The sequence below is a fragment of the Kitasatospora sp. NPDC036755 genome (assembly GCF_040636595.1).
Classification (GTDB): Bacteria; Actinomycetota; Actinomycetes; order Streptomycetales; family Streptomycetaceae; genus Kitasatospora.
The window spans coordinates 1-15,120 of sequence record NZ_JBEZUT010000211.1 but is presented as its reverse complement, the minus strand read 5'-3'; the positions used below and the strand labels follow the sequence as shown (position 1 = coordinate 15,120).

The 15,120-nt window shown below is 74.5% G+C and carries 14 protein-coding genes and 1 pseudogene; 11 read left to right on the top strand and 4 right to left on the bottom strand.

What is annotated here, in order from left to right; all coding sequences use genetic code 11:
- The first annotated feature begins 48 nt into the window (after positions 1-48).
- The 8 genes from AB0E96_RS27205 to AB0E96_RS27170 all read left to right on the top strand — a co-directional run bounded on the left by AB0E96_RS27205 (position 49) and on the right by AB0E96_RS27170 (position 9,408).
- Positions 49-711 carry an SCO2322 family protein gene (locus tag AB0E96_RS27205; protein ID WP_359828117.1) on the top strand — a complete coding sequence of 221 codons (663 nt, stop codon included), beginning with the start codon at positions 49-51 and terminating at the stop codon, positions 709-711.
- Between the two features lie 21 nt (positions 712-732).
- On the top strand, positions 733-1,842 hold the full coding sequence (locus AB0E96_RS27200) for an energy-coupling factor transporter transmembrane protein EcfT (RefSeq protein WP_359828114.1): 1,110 nt from the start codon (positions 733-735) through the stop codon (positions 1,840-1,842).
- Positions 1,839-3,560, top strand: a complete 1,722-nt coding sequence (locus tag AB0E96_RS27195; RefSeq protein WP_359828113.1) for an ATP-binding cassette domain-containing protein — start codon at positions 1,839-1,841, stop codon at positions 3,558-3,560. The genes AB0E96_RS27200 and AB0E96_RS27195 overlap by 4 nt, the downstream gene beginning before the upstream one ends.
- The gene (locus AB0E96_RS27190; RefSeq protein ID WP_359828111.1) at positions 3,557-4,393 is read left to right on the top strand and encodes an ECF transporter S component; all 837 of its coding nucleotides are present in this window, start codon (positions 3,557-3,559) and stop codon (positions 4,391-4,393) included. The genes AB0E96_RS27195 and AB0E96_RS27190 overlap by 4 nt, the downstream gene beginning before the upstream one ends.
- Positions 4,394-4,626: 233 nt before the next feature.
- Entirely contained in the window at positions 4,627-5,394 is a 768-nt protein-coding gene (locus AB0E96_RS27185; RefSeq protein WP_359828110.1) for a hypothetical protein, read from the top strand.
- Positions 5,395-5,633: 239 nt separating this feature from the next.
- On the top strand, positions 5,634-6,038 hold the full coding sequence (locus AB0E96_RS27180; RefSeq protein ID WP_359828109.1) for an NUDIX hydrolase: 405 nt from the start codon (positions 5,634-5,636) through the stop codon (positions 6,036-6,038).
- A gap of 75 nt (positions 6,039-6,113) precedes the next feature.
- Positions 6,114-8,408, top strand: a complete 2,295-nt coding sequence (locus AB0E96_RS27175; RefSeq protein ID WP_359828108.1) for an excinuclease ABC subunit UvrA — start codon at positions 6,114-6,116, stop codon at positions 8,406-8,408.
- A gap of 145 nt (positions 8,409-8,553) precedes the next feature.
- Positions 8,554-9,408, top strand: a complete 855-nt coding sequence (locus AB0E96_RS27170; protein ID WP_359828106.1) for a LysR family transcriptional regulator — start codon at positions 8,554-8,556, stop codon at positions 9,406-9,408.
- A gap of 77 nt (positions 9,409-9,485) precedes the next feature.
- Here the strand turns inward: AB0E96_RS27170 and AB0E96_RS27165 are convergent, their stop codons facing one another.
- Positions 9,486-9,815 carry an antibiotic biosynthesis monooxygenase gene (locus AB0E96_RS27165; RefSeq protein ID WP_359828105.1) on the bottom strand — a complete coding sequence of 110 codons (330 nt, stop codon included), beginning with the start codon at positions 9,813-9,815 and terminating at the stop codon, positions 9,486-9,488.
- A gap of 168 nt (positions 9,816-9,983) precedes the next feature.
- Here AB0E96_RS27165 and AB0E96_RS27160 point away from each other — a divergent pair, with 168 nt between their 5' ends.
- Positions 9,984-10,184 (top strand): hypothetical protein, encoded by a 201-nt coding sequence (locus tag AB0E96_RS27160; protein ID WP_359828103.1) that lies wholly within the window; start codon positions 9,984-9,986, stop codon positions 10,182-10,184.
- A 63-nt stretch (positions 10,185-10,247) separates the two neighbouring features.
- Here AB0E96_RS27160 and AB0E96_RS27155 read toward each other — a convergent pair whose 3' ends face one another.
- Positions 10,248-10,658 carry a cupin domain-containing protein gene (locus AB0E96_RS27155; RefSeq protein WP_359828101.1) on the bottom strand — a complete coding sequence of 137 codons (411 nt, stop codon included), beginning with the start codon at positions 10,656-10,658 and terminating at the stop codon, positions 10,248-10,250.
- 62 nt (positions 10,659-10,720) lie between these two features.
- On the opposite strand from AB0E96_RS27155, the gene AB0E96_RS27150 reads away from it, so the two are divergent.
- Positions 10,721-11,197 (top strand): MarR family winged helix-turn-helix transcriptional regulator, encoded by a 477-nt coding sequence (locus AB0E96_RS27150; RefSeq protein WP_359828099.1) that lies wholly within the window; start codon positions 10,721-10,723, stop codon positions 11,195-11,197.
- Between the two features lie 94 nt (positions 11,198-11,291).
- Here the strand turns inward: AB0E96_RS27150 and AB0E96_RS27145 are convergent, their stop codons facing one another.
- Positions 11,292-11,771 carry a CYTH domain-containing protein gene (locus AB0E96_RS27145; RefSeq protein WP_359828097.1) on the bottom strand — a complete coding sequence of 160 codons (480 nt, stop codon included), beginning with the start codon at positions 11,769-11,771 and terminating at the stop codon, positions 11,292-11,294.
- 42 nt (positions 11,772-11,813) lie between these two features.
- A complete protein-coding gene (locus tag AB0E96_RS27140; protein ID WP_359828116.1) occupies positions 11,814-13,805 on the bottom strand; it encodes an MDR family MFS transporter in 1,992 nt (663 codons plus the stop codon).
- Between the two features lie 442 nt (positions 13,806-14,247).
- On the opposite strand from AB0E96_RS27140, the pseudogene AB0E96_RS27135 reads away from it, so the two are divergent.
- Positions 14,248-15,120: pseudogene (locus AB0E96_RS27135) on the top strand (hypothetical protein); the annotation flags it as partial.

Below are 15,120 nucleotides of genomic sequence, written 5' to 3'. Positions count from 1 at the left end.
GGGGGGCGTCAGCTGGACGACCCGGGTCCCGTCCCGCAGCAGGGTGTCATGGTCGCCGCGCTCCTCCTCCCCCTCCTCGGGGCGGTCCCGCTGCTCGCGACCGCGGCCCCCGCGCACGCCGCCGGGTACCGCTACTGGTCGTTCTGGCGCGGCGCCGAGGGCGGAGCCTGGACGTACCAGCAGCAGGGGCCCGCCGTCGCGGTGCCGCCGGACGGCGCCGTGGACGGGTGGCGGTTCGCGCTGAGCCCGGACGGCGGCCAGGACGCCGCGAAACCGCGGACGGCCGGGAGCTTCGCGGAGATCTGCGCGGACACGCCCGCACAGGAGGGCCGCAAGCGGGTGGCCGTCGTCCTGGACTTCGGGACCGCCGAGGACGCCGGCTCGTCCGCCGCCGCCGTGCCCGAGCAGCGCACCACCTGCGCCGCCGTCGCGCCGCGCGCCACCTCGGCCGAGGTGCTGGCGGCCGTCGCCCCGCCGCTGCGCTACGACTCCAACGGCCTGCTGTGCGCCATCGCCGGGTACCCGAAGGCGGGTTGCGGCGACCAGGTCGGCGCGGCCGGCGCCGCCCGGCCCGGCACCGACACCGAGACCGGTTCCTCCGCCGACCACGGCGGCAGCGGCCCCGACATCGGCCTGATCGCCGGTGGCGCGCTGGTCGCCGTCCTCGCCGGCGGCGCCGTCTGGCAGGCCCGCCGCCGCCGTCACTCCTAATCCCCCACTCAGGACAGCACCGTGAGCAGCAGCGCCCCCCGTAGCACCAGGCCGCCCACCGGACCCCGGCAACTGCACCCCGGGGCCTGGTGGTTGTGGGCGCTCGGGCTGGGCGCGGCGGCGACCCGCACCACCAATCCGGCGATCCTGCTGCTGCTCGCCGCGGTCGCCGGGTACGTGGTCGCGGCCCGCCGGGGCGATGCGCCGTGGTCGCGCTCGTACGGGGCGTTCCTGCGGCTGGGCCTGCTGGTGCTCGGCATCCGGCTGGTGTTCGCGGTCTTCCTCGGCTCGCCGGTCCAAGGCACCCACGTGCTGTTCACCCTGCCCGAACTCCCGCTGCCCGCCTGGGCGCAGGGCGTGCGGATCGGCGGCCGGGTCACCGTCGAGGGGCTGCTCGCCGCACTGTACGACGGACTGCGGCTGGCCACCCTGCTGATCTGCGTCGGCGCCGCCAACTCGCTGGCCAGCCCGGCCCGCCTGCTGCGCGCCCTGCCCGGGGCGCTCTACGAGGCGGGTGTCGCCGTCGTGGTGGCGATGACCTTCGCGCCGAACCTGGTCGCGGACGTCCGCCGGCTGCGGGCCGCCCGCCGGCTGCGCGGCCGCTCCGACAGGGGCGTCGCGGCCGTGCTGAGCGTCGGACTCCCGGTACTGGAGGGCGCGTTGGAGCGGTCCATCGCGCTGGCCGCCGCGATGGACACCCGGGGCTTCGGCCGCACCGCCGACGTCCCGCGCCGGCTCGCCCGGGCGACGGCCGCACTCACCCTGGCCGGACTGCTCGGGGTCTGTCTGGCCGCGTACGGACTGCTGACGGCCGGCGGCGCGGGCTGGGCCCTGCCCGTCCTGCTGCTCGGCCTGGCCGCCGCCTTCGCCGGACTGCTGCTCGGCAGCCGACGGTCCGTCAGGAGCCGCTACCGGCCCGACCCCTGGGCCCTTCCCGAGTGGCTGACGGCCGGTTCCGGGACGGCCGTGGCGGCCCTCGTCACCTACCTGGCCGCGCAGGACCCGGCCGCGTTCGCCCCCACCGTCGTCCCGCCCACCGTCCCCGCGCTGCCGCTGACCGCCGCACTGGCCGTCCTGCTCGGCCTGGTACCGGCGTTCGCCGCCCCGACCCCGCCCCGGAGGGCATCGTGATCACCTTCGAGCAGGTCTCCGTCCGGTACGCGGACTCGGCCGCGCCCGTGCTGAACGGCGTCGACCTCACCGTCCCCGAGGGTGAACTCTGCCTGCTGGTGGGCCCGTCCGGCTCCGGCAAGTCCACCCTGCTGGGTACGGTCAGCGGCCTGGTGCCGCACTTCACCGGCGGGGTGCTGCACGGCCGGGTCACCGTCGGCGGCCGGGACACCCGCGAGCACCGGCCACGCGAACTCGCCGACCTGGTCGGCACGGTCGGGCAGGACCCGGCGGCGCACTTCGTCACCGACACGGTGGAGGACGAACTCGCCTACGGCATGGAGTCGCTGGGCCTGCCGGGCGACGTGATGCGCCGCCGGGTCGAGGAGACCCTCGACCTGCTCGGCCTCGCCGACCTGCGCGACCGCGCGCTGAACTCCCTCTCCGGGGGCCAGCAGCAGCGCGTCGCGATCGGCTCGGTGCTCACCGTGCACCCGCGCGTGCTGGTCCTGGACGAGCCCACCTCGGCGCTCGACCCGGGCGCGGCCGAGGAGGTGCTGTCCGTCCTCCAGCGCCTGGTGCACGACCTCGGCACCACCGTGCTGATGGCCGAGCACCGGCTGGAGCGGGTCGTCCAGTACGCCGACCAGGTGCTGCTGCTCACCCCGGACGCCGCGCCCGTCCTCGGCGAACCCGCCGAGGTGATGGCGCACTCCCCGGTGCACCCGCCGGTGGTCGGCCTCGGCCGGCTCGCGGGCTGGCGGCCACTGCCGCTCTCGGTCCGCGACGCGCGCCGCAAGGCCGCACCGCTGCGCGCCGAACTGGACGGCCGGACACCGCCCGCATCCGCTGCCGGGGCCGCCTCCCCGATCGCCGTCACCGACCGCCTCGCCGTGCGGCGCGGCCCGGTCCCCGCCCTGCGCGGCGTCGACCTCGCGCTCCACCCCGGCGAGATCACCGCCCTGATGGGCCGCAACGGCGCCGGCAAGTCCACTCTGCTCGGCAGCCTGGTCGGCCTGCACGCCCCCGCCTCCGGCAGCGTGAAGGTCGGCGGCCGCACCCCGCACCGCACCCGCCCCGCCGAGCTGATCCGCGAGGTCGGCCTCGTCCCGCAGGACCCGCGCGACCTGCTGTACGGCGAGTCGGTCGCCGCCGAGTGCGCCGCGGCGGACGGCGACGCGGGCGCCCCCGCCGGCACCTGCCGCGCGCTGGTCGGGCGCCTGCTGCCCGGCATCCCCGACGAGGCCCACCCGCGCGACCTCTCCGAGGGCCAGCGGCTCACCCTCGCGCTCGCCGTGGTGCTCACCGCCAGGCCCCCGCTGCTGCTCCTGGACGAGCCGACCCGCGGCCTCGACTACGCGGCCAAGGCCCGGCTGGTGGAGATCCTGCGCTCACTGGCGGCCGAGGACCACGCCGTGCTGCTGGCCACCCACGACGTCGAACTGGCCGCCGAACTCGCCCACCGCACGGTGATCCTGGCCGAGGGGGAGATCGTCGCGGACGGCCCGACGGCGGAGGTGGTGGTCTCCTCACCGGCCTTCGCCCCGCAGGTCGCCAAGGTGCTCGCGCCCGGGCCGTGGCTCACGGTCGGGCAGGTCGCGGAGGCGCTGGGCATGGAGGCTCCGGGTGTGGAGGCTTCGGGCGTGGAGACGCCGGGCACCGAGGCGCCGGGTGCCGAGGCTGCGGGCACGGAGGCGCCGGGCACCGAGGCGCCGGGCACGGAGGCGCCGGGCGCATGAGCACTCGTCCCGTCCCGCTCGGGCGCCGGTCCGTCACGGCGCTGCTGTCCGTCTCCTTCGTCGGCGTCGCCGCCTTCGGCTGGCCGCTGCTCGCCTCCACCGGGTCGGCGCTGGTCGGCCACTCGGCGGACGCCCCCTGGCTGTTCGCGCTGCTCCTCCCCCTGTTGCTCGCCGTCGTCATCGCCCAGATCTCCGAGGGCCGCACGGCGGGCGGCGGCGCGCCCGGCCTGGACGCCAAGTCCGTGGCGCTGCTGGGCGTGCTGGCCGCGGCCGGCGCGGCACTGCGGCCGCTCGGCGCGGGCACGGCGGGGCTGGAGCCGATGTTCTTCCTGATGGTGCTGTCCGGGCGGGTGCTCGGCCCGGGCTTCGGCTTCGTGCTCGGCTCGCTGTCGATGTTCGCCTCCGCGCTGCTCACCGGCGGGGTGGGGCCGTGGCTGCCGTTCCAGATGCTCGCCATGGGGTGGGTCTGCCTGGGGGCCGGACTGCTGCCGGGCGCCGCGTCCCTGCGCGGCCGCCGCGAGCTCTGGCTGCTGGCCGGGTACGGGGCCGTCGCGTCCCTGCTCTACGGCACGATCATGAACCTCCAGGGCTGGCCGTACATCGGCGGCCTGGCCGGTTCCATCTCCTTCGTGCCCGGCGACCCGCTGCCCGACAACCTGGTCCGCTTCGCCGCCTACTGCCTGACCACGTCCCTGGGCTGGGACCTGCCGAGGGCCGCCCTCACGGTCGTCCTGTGCCTCACCCTCGGCACCCCCGTCCTGCGCGCCCTGCGGCGTACGACCCGGCGCGCCGCCTTCGACGCCCCGGTCGCCTTCCGCCCGCCGGAGAGCTGACGGCGGCCCGCCCCGCGGGCGGATGCCTCCACGGCGGCGCCGCCTCGACCGGCCCTCCGGCACAGCGGGTCGAGGCGGCCTCGGGATACTTCCGGCCAAATATTTGATGTGTCCATGCCGTATCTATTGGAGCGTTCCAAGTATCGCTACGCTCACACCAGCTCCACAACCCGACCCCCTTACGGCCTCAGTCGTTCGAGGTCGTACGGACCTTCCGATTGGACAGGTGTGAAGTGATCGAAAAGCACCACCGCCTCCTGGACCGTCCCCCCATCGCGGCCCTCCGGGGCCGGCTCGCCGCCCTGGTGGGGGTGGTCGCCCTGCTGGTGGCCGTCCTCACCGGCACCGCCACCGGCACCGCCAGTGCCGACGACGGCGGTGCCGTGCACCGCCCCTCGTCCGGAGCCGCCGCCCGGCCCGGCCCCGGCGGCGGTGGCGGCGCGCCCGGGTGGATCTGCAACGGGACACCCGTCCAACCGGGCTGGGTCCTCACCATGCACAACAGCAGCGGCTGTGGCGGAATCGGCATGTGGTGGCAGACACCCGTGCAGGACGGCATCTGGACCTGCGCCACCTCGCCGATCCCGAACGGCTACGTGCTCTCCGGCCACAACCCCACCGGCTGTGACGGCTTCGACTCCTGGTACATGCAGCTGCCCAAGGACGGCCTGTGGACCTGCGGCACCTCGCCGCAGCCGCCCGGCTACGTGCTCACCCAGCACTACCCCAACGGCATGAACTGCGCCAACATCGACGCCTGGTACATGCAGAAGGTGCAGGACGGCATCTGGACCTGCGCGGGCTCACCGTTCCAGCCCGGGTACGTCAACACCGCCCACCAGGTGAACGGGTGCAACGGGGTCGGTTCCTGGTTCACCCAGCTGGCCCGACCGGGCGCGTGGATGTGCCCGTACCAGCCCGTTCCGGCCGGCTACCACACCAACGGCTTCCGCCAGGAGATGTGCAGCGGCCTGGGAGGCTCGCTCCTCGTCCACGACTGACATCCGCGACCGATCCCGTCCGCGAGCGCGCCGCTCGCAGGACGCCGCGCGCCCCGGGGCCTCCGCTCCGGGGCGCGCGTTCTCCTGCAGCACCAGGGGCCCCGAGATCGGCGACAGCCCCGCGAGCCGGGCCGGCGCCGGTGCGCGGACCAGCTTGTCCGCGCCGACAATATCGGGAGGAACCGTGGATCCGCGGGCCTTCCAGGCGCGACCACCGAGGACCTCCAAGGAGCGGAACGATGACCGAGCAGCCCCTCCCCGCCGTCGCCGTCGCGATCGTCGTCAGGGACGGCCGGGTGCTGATGGTCCGGCGGCGGATCGCCGAGGGCGAGCTGTCCTGGCAGTTCCCGGCCGGGGAGGTCGAGCCGGACGAGTCCGCCGAGGCGGCGGCCGTCCGCGAGACGGCCGAGGAGACCGGCCTGCGCGTCGCCGCCGCCCGGCTGCTCGGCGAGCGCACGCATCCGCGGAACGGGCGGCGGATGGCGTACACGGCCTGCGAGGTGGTCGGCGGCACCGCCACCGTCGTGGACTCCGACGAGCTGGACCGGGTGGTGTGGGCGTCGCGCGCCGAGCTGGCCGAGTACGTGCCGTTCCCGCTGTTCCCGCCGGTGCGGGAGCACCTGGACGGACTGCTCGCCGGCTAGGGCCCCGCTCCCGGTCTCGCTCCCGGTCCCGGTCCCGGCCCGAACGAATCGCCGAGCGTATCTATGCTGGTGGGCATGGGCGCTCAGAACTCCACCGACGAAGCCGTCATCCGGGTCGTGGGAGCGGCCGTCAACAACCTCCGGAACGTCAGCCTGGACCTGCCGAAGAAGGCCCTGACGGTCGTCACGGGAGTCTCCGGGTCCGGCAAGTCCTCGCTGGTGCTCGACACCGTCGCCGCCGAGGCGCAGCGCCTCGTGAACGACACGTACGCCTCCTTCGTGCGGAACCGGCTGCCGCACATGCCGGCCCCCGAGGTGCAGTCGATGAGCGGCCTCACCTTCACCGCCATCATCGACCAGCGCCGCTTCACCGGGAACTCGCGCTCGACCGTCTCCACGGCCTCCGACATCGCGCCGCTGCTCAGGCTCGTGTTCTCCCGGATCGGCGAGCCCTCCGCCGGGTTCTCGCCCGCGTACTCCTTCAACGACCCGGCGGGCATGTGCCCCGACTGCGAGGGCCTGGGCACCGTCGTCGACATCGACGTCGAGGAGCTGATCGACCCGGAGCGGACCATCGACGAGGGCCCGGTGCGGTTCAGTCAGTTCCGGCCCGGGGTCTACCGCTGGAAGCGCTTCGCGTACTGCGGCCTGTTCGACCGGAACAAGCCGCTGAAGGACTACTCGGAGGAGGAGATGCGGCTCTTCCTCTACGCGGACCAGCTCAAGCTGCCGAACCCCGATCCGCGCTTCCCCAAGACCGCCCGCTTCGACGGCGTCATCACCCGGATGCGCGACGTGTACGTGAAGAACCGTCCGACCAAGATGTCCCCGCAGGTGCACGAGGAACTGGAGCGCCTCACCACCCGCCGGGTCTGCCCCGCGTGCGGGGGAGCCCGGTTGAACGCCGCGGCCCGCGCCAGCCTCGTCGACGGGCGGTCGATCGTGGACTGGTCGGCCATGTCGGTCGCCGACCTCCGTGCCCTCCTGGAGACGGTGGACGATCCGCGGGTGGAGCCGGCGCTCGCCGGCATCCGCCACACCCTGGACGCACTGCTGTCGGTCGGGCTCGGCTACCTCTCGCTCGACCGCGAGTCCTCGACGCTCTCCGGCGGCGAGGCCCAGCGGGTGAAGATCGTCCGGCACCTCGGCAGTGCCCTCACCGACATCACGTACGTCTTCGACGAGCCCTCGACCGGCCTCCACCCCGCCGACGTACGACGGCTCAACCAGCTCCTGCTGAGACTGCGCGACGCGGGCAACACCGTCCTCGTCGTGGAGCACCACCCCCAGGTGATCCGGGTCGCCGACCACGTTGTCGACATGGGGCCGGGCGCGGGGAAGGACGGCGGCCTGGTGCGGTTCGAGGGGACACCGGAGGAACTGCGCGCGAGCGGCACCGCCACCGGGCGGCTGCTCTCCACCCCGCTGGAGCCGCGGCGCACGGTCCGCGAGCCGCGCGACCGCGTCCGGGTCGTGGGCGCCTCGGCGCACAACCTCACCGGCTTCGACGTCGACATCCCGATCGGCGTCCTCACCGCCGTCACGGGCGTCGCGGGCTCCGGCAAGAGCTCCCTCGCCACCAACGAACTCCCGCGCCAGCACCCCGGGTTCACGGTCGTCGGGCAGGACCCGCTGCGCGGCGGCGTACGGTCGATGTCGCTGAGCGTCCTCGGCGTCGCCGACGGCGTGCGCGAGGCGTTCGCCGCCGCGTCCGGACTCGAACCGGCCTGGTTCAGCTTCAACTCCAAGGGGGCCTGCCCCGCCTGCCGCGGCAAGGGCCACATCACCACCGAACTCGCCTTCCTGGACGACGTCGCCACGCCCTGCGACGCCTGCGGCGGCGAGCGCTTCAACCCCACGGCCCTGAAGGCGGAACTCGACGGGCACACCATCGCGGACGTCCTGCGGACGGCGGCGGGCCCGGTGGCCGAACTCTTCTCCGACCGCCCGGACATCGCGGAGCCCCTGCGGTGGCTGGAGCGCGTCGGGCTCGGCTACACCGCCGTCGGGCAGTCGCTCGACACCCTCTCCGGCGGCGAGAAGCAGCGCCTCCTGCTCGCCCGGCACCTCAGCGCCTCCGCCGGCTTCGCCGAGGAGCGGATCGTCCTCGACGAACCGACGACCGGCCTGCACCCCAGCGACGTGGAACGGCTGGACGGACTCTTCGCCGAGCTCGTGGACGCGGGCGCGACCCTGGTCGTCGTCGAGCACAACCTCCGGGTCGTCGCCCAGGCCGACCACGTGATCGACATCGGGCCGGGCGCCGGGTCGGACGGCGGCCGGCTGCTGTTCACCGGCCCGCCGGCCGAACTGGCCCGCCGGACGGACTCGCTCACGGGCAGGGCCCTGGCGGAGGCCGCGGCCGGCTAGGCCCTCGAACCGCCCCCCGGCCGCACCCCCGAAGGCGCCCCAGGCCCCGAACCCGCCGGATTCCCCGTGCGCCCCGGTAGGCCACCCGTACGCTGTCCCGCAGCACGAGCACGGCACGAACCTTCGGGGGAACCGGGGAAAGCCAGTGGAACTACGTCAGTTGCGCGTCTTCGAGGCCGTCGCCGCCCACCGCACGGTCGCCGGTGCGGCGGTGGCCCTCGGGCTCGCCCCGGCCTCGGTCTCCGAGCAGGTCAGCACCCTCGAACGCAGCCTCGGCACCGAGCTGTTCGACCGGGCACCGCGCGGCATGACCCTCACCCCGGCCGGGGAGCGGCTGCTGCCCTGGTCCCACCGGCTCCTCGACCAGGCCGAGCAGGCCCGCCGCGAGGTCGTCGTCACCCGGACCCGGCTGCGCCTCGGCGTACTGGAAACCGTCGCCGCCGGCCACGTCCCGGCCGTCCTGGACCGCCTCACCGCCCACCGGCCCGACCTGGACCCGTCCCTCCACACCAGCCCCTCCCGCGACGCCCTCCTCGACGGCGTCGCCGCCGGAGCCCTGGAGGCCGCCCTCGTCCTCGACTCCCCCGGGCCGCTCGGTTCCCTCGGCTTCCCCCTGCCGCCGGCACCGCTCGACCACCTCGACCTCCAGGACGTCCCCCTCGCCCTGGTCGCCTCCCCCGCACACCCGCTCGCCCGCGCCACCGCCCTCACCCCCGACCGGCTCCGCGGCCACCGCCTCCTCGTCGACTCCCCCACCTGCTGCTACCACCTCGCCGGCGAACGCCTCCTCGGCCGGCACGTCCGCCGCCTCCACACCGGCGGCGTCCCCACCACCCGCGCCTGCGCCGAGCAGGGCCTCGGCCTCGCCCTCCTCCCCGCCCACGCCGTGCACGACCACCTCACCGCCGGCACCCTCACCCGCCTCCCCCTCGACCCCCCGCCCCTCCACCTCCGCCTCCTCTGGCCCACCGGCCACGCCCCGCTCACCCCCCTCCCCTGACCGCCCCGCCCGCCCCCCGGAAAGCCGCGTGCCCCGGGGCCATAGGAGCCCCGGGGCACGCAACCGCCGTACGGACGTCAGGCCTTGGGGCCCGCGGACTGGACGACCTCGAAGGACCAGAGGGTGGAACCCGAGGCGGCGGGGCGCTTGGGCGCCTCGCCCTCGCCGGACGGGCCGTTCTGGTGGGCCGACTTCATCGGGCCCTCCATCCAGGCCTTGAAGTCCTCCTCGCTGCGCCAGCGGGTGTAGACGAGGTACTGGTCGGTGCCCTCGACGGGGCGGAGGAGTTCGAACCACTCGAAGCCGTCCGAGTTCTCCACCGCGCCGGCGCGGGAGGCGAAGCGCTGCTCCAGCACCTCGCGCTGCCCGGCCGGCACTGTCAGGACGTTGATCTTGACGACGGACATGGTGCTCCTTCTGCTCGTGCGACTGCTGACGGCAGCAGTCTGCTACACCTCACGGGCGGGCCGTCGGCGGGCGGCGGCGGTCACGGTGGGTGGCGGGGCGCCGACGTGCAGGCACGGGAGCGCGGTGTCAGCCTGGTAGGAGAGCCCAGAACCCGAGGGACATGGGGAGTGGTCATGGGTATCGGCGACAAGTTCCAGGACAAGGCACAGCAGTTGGAGGACGAGGCCAAGTCGCGCCTGGGCGGGCAGCAGAAGCCGCAGCAGGGTGACGATGCCCAGCAGAAGGCCTCCGAGGCCCAGCAGCAGGCCCAGCAGCAGGCACGGCAACAGGGTCAGCAGAACCAGGACGACATCGAGGGCCGGCAGTAGCGGCAGGCGTCGACCGCGGGGACGGCCCGGGCGAGCCCGGGGCCGTCCCCGGTCGCGTCGGTCTCAGGCGATCCACGGCGGGAGGACGCGCCGGTCGTCGCGCGGGGCGAGGGCGCAGGCGTCGGCCGGGGTGCGGGCGTCGGGGTTGTAGGCGTGGGCGGGGGACGGGGAGGCGACGACGGCGGTGAAGCCGGTGTCGGTGGCGATCCGGCGGGCGGTGTCGGCGGGGAGGACGGCGGTGTCCCCGGCGGCGAGGGTGAGGAGCTCCCCCGCGAGGTCGATCGCGGCGGTGCCGGTGAGCAGCGTCCAGACCTGCTCGGTGTCCATGGCGTGCAGCGGGCCGCGGGCGCCGACGGCCATGTCGACGTGCCAGACGGCGAGGGCCGTGGAGCCCTGGGTGGGCGAGGCGTGGGTGGTCATGACGGCGTTCGGGGTCTCGGTGCGGCGGGCGTCGGTCCGGCGGATGACGGGCATGGCGAGGGAACCCCCTAAGATGGACAATGAAGTTGTCTATATGGTCAATGAGGTTGTCTATCGTGTCAAGTGACCTTCCCCCGCCGGGATTCGAGCTGCCGCTGCGTCTGCTGCTCGCCTTCCGGACGATCATCGACGAGCTGCACGAGCGCATCGCCCGCGAGGGCCACCCCGACCTGCGCCCGATGCACGGCTTCGTCTTCCAGGCGATCGGCCCGCAGGGCACCACCGCCACCGAACTCGGCCGCCGCCTCGGCGTCACCAAGCAGGCGGCGGGCAAGACCGTCGACAACCTGGAGCAGCTCGGCTACGTCGAGCGCGCCTCCGACCCGGCCGACACCCGGCGCAAGCTGGTCCGGCTCACCGAGCGCGGGACGGACTGCCTGCTCCGCTCGGCCCGGATCTTCGACGAGCTGCGCGAGGAGTGGTCGGCGGCCCTCGGCGAGGAGCAGCTGCGGCAGCTGGAGGACGGCCTGCGCCGACTCGCCCCCGGAGACCCGTTCCGCCTCGACACCCCGCGCTGGTTCGGCACCCCGTAGGAACCGGGCAGCCCACAGAAGCCGGGCAACCCGTAGGAACCGAGCACGCCACGGAGCCGGGCAACCCCCAGGAACCGAACGCCCCGACGGGCCCTCAGGACCCGGGCAGCCCCCGGGTCGCGAGGGTCTGGTTCCCGTACGCCTTCACCCCGGTGACCTCGGCGCCGAACCACTCCGGCGCCGAGAAGGCCGCCGCCTCCTCCTCGGAGCCGAACTCGACCTCGACGGTGCGCAGCCCCGCCAGCCCGCCCCGGTAGACGTCCGCGTGGACGGTGACGCCGGACGCCTCGAAGGTGTAGCGGTCCTTGACCAGGCGGGCGCCCTCGGTGGCCGGCCAGAGTTCGGTGAACTCCTGCTCGTCCAGCTCGCGTTCCACCTCGATCCGGACCGGCGCGCCGACCGAGGAGGCCTTGCGCTTGACGCCGAGGACGCGGCTGCCGCCGATCCGCCGCAGCCGCACCTCCGTCCCGTCGTCCTTGATCGCGATGTACCCCTGCTCGATGCGCAGCCGCACCGCGGTGTCCGGCGGCTCGAAGTCACCCAGCAGGAACTTGCGCTCGATCTCCAGCGGCACGCCGCACCACCCTTCCGCACGTCCGGGACCACCGCCGGGCCGTCAGAACGACCGGCCCTCCCCACGGTACGGGCCCTGCGGCCCCGACGGGTCCGGACGGTCCCGCGGGTCCGCGCACAGCGAGGCGCTGAGCCGGTTCAGCACCCCGGCGAGTTCGGCGTACCGCTGCTCGTCCCAGTCCCCCAGCAACTCGGCGAGCTGGGTGCGCCGGGCGGCGACCAGCCGCAGCGCCGCCTCCTCCCCCGGCTCGGTGAGCCGCAGCGGCAGCCGCCCGGCCCTGGCCGCCAGGCCCCGGCCCTCGACCTCCCGGACGGCCTCCTCGATGACGGCGGCCGGCACGATCCGCCGCTCGGCCAGTTCGGCCGGCTCGATCGACCCGTGCTGGTGCATCTGGAGGAGCAGCCAGCTGGAGGCGGGCCGCAGGTCCAGCCCGGCGGTCTCGGTGATCCGGCGGAAGAGGTCGCGCCGGGCCTCACGGCTGTTCAGCACCGAGAGCGCGCGGGCGATCTCGTCCAGCGAGGTGCGTTCGACCGGGTTGAACCCGATGGACTCGCTGAGGTCCGGCGCGGTGACGGTGGAGCGCAGCTTCTGCTCCCGCAGGAACAGCGACAGCACGAAGGCGACCAGCGCGACCGGCACCGCGTACAGGAAGACCCGGGTGATCGACTCGGCGTAGGCGTGGTAGACCCCGGGCTGGACGGCGGCCGGCAGCCGGGGGATGACGCGAGGGTCGGAGGTGATGACCTCCGGCCGGAAGCCGGGCGGCAGCGGCACCCCCGCCAGGGCGTCGGCGAGCCGGCTGCGCAGCCCGCTCGCGAAGACCGTCCCGAAGATGGAGACGCCGAAGGAGGCCCCGATCGAGCGGAAGAAAGTGGCGCCCGCGGTGGCCACGCCGAGGTCCTCGTAGCCGACCGAGTTCTGCACGATCAGCACCAGCACCTGCATCACCAAACCCAGCCCGAGGCCGAAGACCAGGAAGTACGCGCTCATCTCGGCGGTGCTGCTGTGCTCGTCCAGCCGGGAGAGCAGCAGCAGCCCGACGGTGGTCACCGCCGTCCCGGCGATCGGGAAGATCCGGTAGTGGCCGGTGCGGGCGACGATCTGGCCGGAGCCGATCGAGGTGAGCAGCATGCCGAGCACCATCGGCAGCATGTGGATGCCGGACATGGTGGGCGAGACCTGCTGGACCACCTGGAGGAAGGTCGGCAGGTAGGTCAGCGCGCCGAACATCGCGAAGCCCACCACGAAGGAGATCACCGCGACCAGGCTGAACGTCCGCGAGCGGAACAGCCGCAGCGGCAGCACCGGTTCCGCCGCGGTCCGCTCGACCAGGACGAAGGCGAGCAGCAGCACCAGCCCGAGCACGCCGAGGCCGACGATCTGCCAGGAGGTCCAGCCCCAGGTGGTCCCGCCGAGCGAGGTCATCAGCACCAGGCAGGTGGCGACGGCGGCGATCAGGGCGGTGCCGAGGTAGTCGATCCGGTGCTCGCGCCGGACCTCCAGTCCGTGCAGCACCGCAGCGATCACCACCAGGGCGACGACGCCGATCGGCAGGTTGATGTAGAACACCCAGCGCCAGCTGAGGTGGTCGACGAACACCCCGCCGAGCAGCGGCCCGAGCACGCTGGTGACGCCGAACACGGCCCCGAAGAGGCCCTGGTAGCGGCCGCGGTCCCGGGGGGCCACGAGGTCGCCGACGATCGCCTGGGAGAGCACCATCAGTCCGCCGCCGCCCAGGCCCTGGAGGGCGCGGAAGGCGATCAGCTCGCCCATGTTCTGGGCGATCCCGCACAGCACCGAGCCGAGCAGGAAGATCACGATGGAGGCCTGGAAGAAGCGCTTCCGGCCGTACATGTCGCCGAGCTTGCCCCACAGCGGGGTCGCGGCGGTGGACGCCAGCAGGTAGGCGGTGACCACCCAGGAGAGGTGGTCGAGGCCGCCGAGGTCGCTGACGATGGTCGGCAGCGCGGTGGAGACGATGGTCTGGTCGAGGGCGGCGAGCAGCATCGCCAGCAGCAGGGCGCCGATCGGCACCCAGAGGTTGTGGACGGTGACGGCCGGCGGGCCGGAGCGGCCCGCCGGGCCCGGGTCGGACGCGGCGCGCGGCTCCGTCACGACGTCTCCGTGGGCATGGCGTCTCCAGGGGGTCGCGGGCCCGTCGGCCGGGCCGTGCGGATGATCACTCCCAGCTCACCACGCCGGTCGGTTTCGTCCCGAAATGTGCTGCCGGGTTGAGCCGAGCGTAAGCGCCGGGGACGACCGCCGCGCCCCGGGCGTTCTCGGAGGAGCCAACCCGCACCAACCGGCACAACACCCCCGCCCGGAGACGGACGCCCCTGTCCACCCCTCGGGCGGTCCTGCATAATCAGGCGCGTTCGTGCGCCGGGCCCGCCCGGAACGTGCGCCGAACGACCGAACGGCCGCACGGCCGGACAACCGACCGCGAGATCGACGCGAACCCGAGGAGGGCCGGCCGATGCCGGACCAGCACTGCCCGACGTGCGGCGCCGCACGCTCCACCGGGTGCGGCTGCGTCCCGGACCCGAGCCTCACCGAGACCACCGTCCTGCCCCACATCGAGGGCCCGCCGCTGGTCCGCCCGTACGTCCCGCAGACCGCCGACCAGGTGGCCGACGAACCCCACCCGAACGCGCCGGTCGTGGACCCGTTCGCGACCACGGTGCTGCCGCCCGTCCCCCCGGGACGGCCCGGGCCGCCGACCGCTCCCCCGCTCGGGCCGGACGCGGACGCGTACGCCACCACCGTGCTGCCGCCCGTCGGGGCGGACCAGGACCCGTTCGCCGCAGGCCAGGACCCGTTCGCCACGGACCAGGACCCGTTCGCCGCTGGGCATGACCCGTTCGCCGCGGGACACCCCTTCGGGGCGGACGCCGGCGCGTACGCCCGTCCGGGTGGCCACCCGGACGCCCACGCCACCACCGTGCTGCCGCCCGTCCCGCCCGCCGGGCCGGAGGCGAACGAGATCGGCCTCTTCCCGTTCGGGCAGGCCCCGGGCCACGGTCCGGCCCCGGACGCGCCCGGGCCGGAGGCGGGCGGCGGCCGGGCCGCCAGACGGGCGGCCGAACAGGCCGAACGGCGGCCGTTGGCCCAGCGCAAGGGACTGCTCGCCGGGATCGGTGCCGCCCTGGTCGCGCTCACCATCGGTGTCGCCTACGCGGTGACGCCCTCCGGCGAGCCGTCCGCCAAGCGGGCGCAGCCGCTGCCGACGAGCACCCTGGCGCCCGCGCCGGTGGACCCGCCCACCCTGGCGACGCCCGGATGCGCTCCAGCCCGCGCGGCCAGGACTTCGCGAACATCGGCGGGCTGGCCGTCGCGCTGCGGGTGCAGG

What these genes read in the sequence shown, in the direction of transcription:
- AB0E96_RS27155 (WP_359828101.1), bottom strand. Translation starts at nt 10,658, where the DNA reads ATGCCCGTCATCCGCCGGACCGACGCCCGCCGCACCGAGACCCCGAAC.
- AB0E96_RS27175 (WP_359828108.1), top strand. Translation starts at nt 6,114, where the DNA reads ATGGGCGCTCAGAACTCCACCGACGAAGCCGTCATCCGGGTCGTGGGA.
- AB0E96_RS27205 (WP_359828117.1), top strand. Translation starts at nt 49, where the DNA reads ATGGTCGCCGCGCTCCTCCTCCCCCTCCTCGGGGCGGTCCCGCTGCTC.
- AB0E96_RS27180 (WP_359828109.1), top strand. Translation starts at nt 5,634, where the DNA reads ATGACCGAGCAGCCCCTCCCCGCCGTCGCCGTCGCGATCGTCGTCAGG.
- AB0E96_RS27190 (WP_359828111.1), top strand. Translation starts at nt 3,557, where the DNA reads ATGAGCACTCGTCCCGTCCCGCTCGGGCGCCGGTCCGTCACGGCGCTG.
- AB0E96_RS27165 (WP_359828105.1), bottom strand. Translation starts at nt 9,815, where the DNA reads ATGTCCGTCGTCAAGATCAACGTCCTGACAGTGCCGGCCGGGCAGCGC.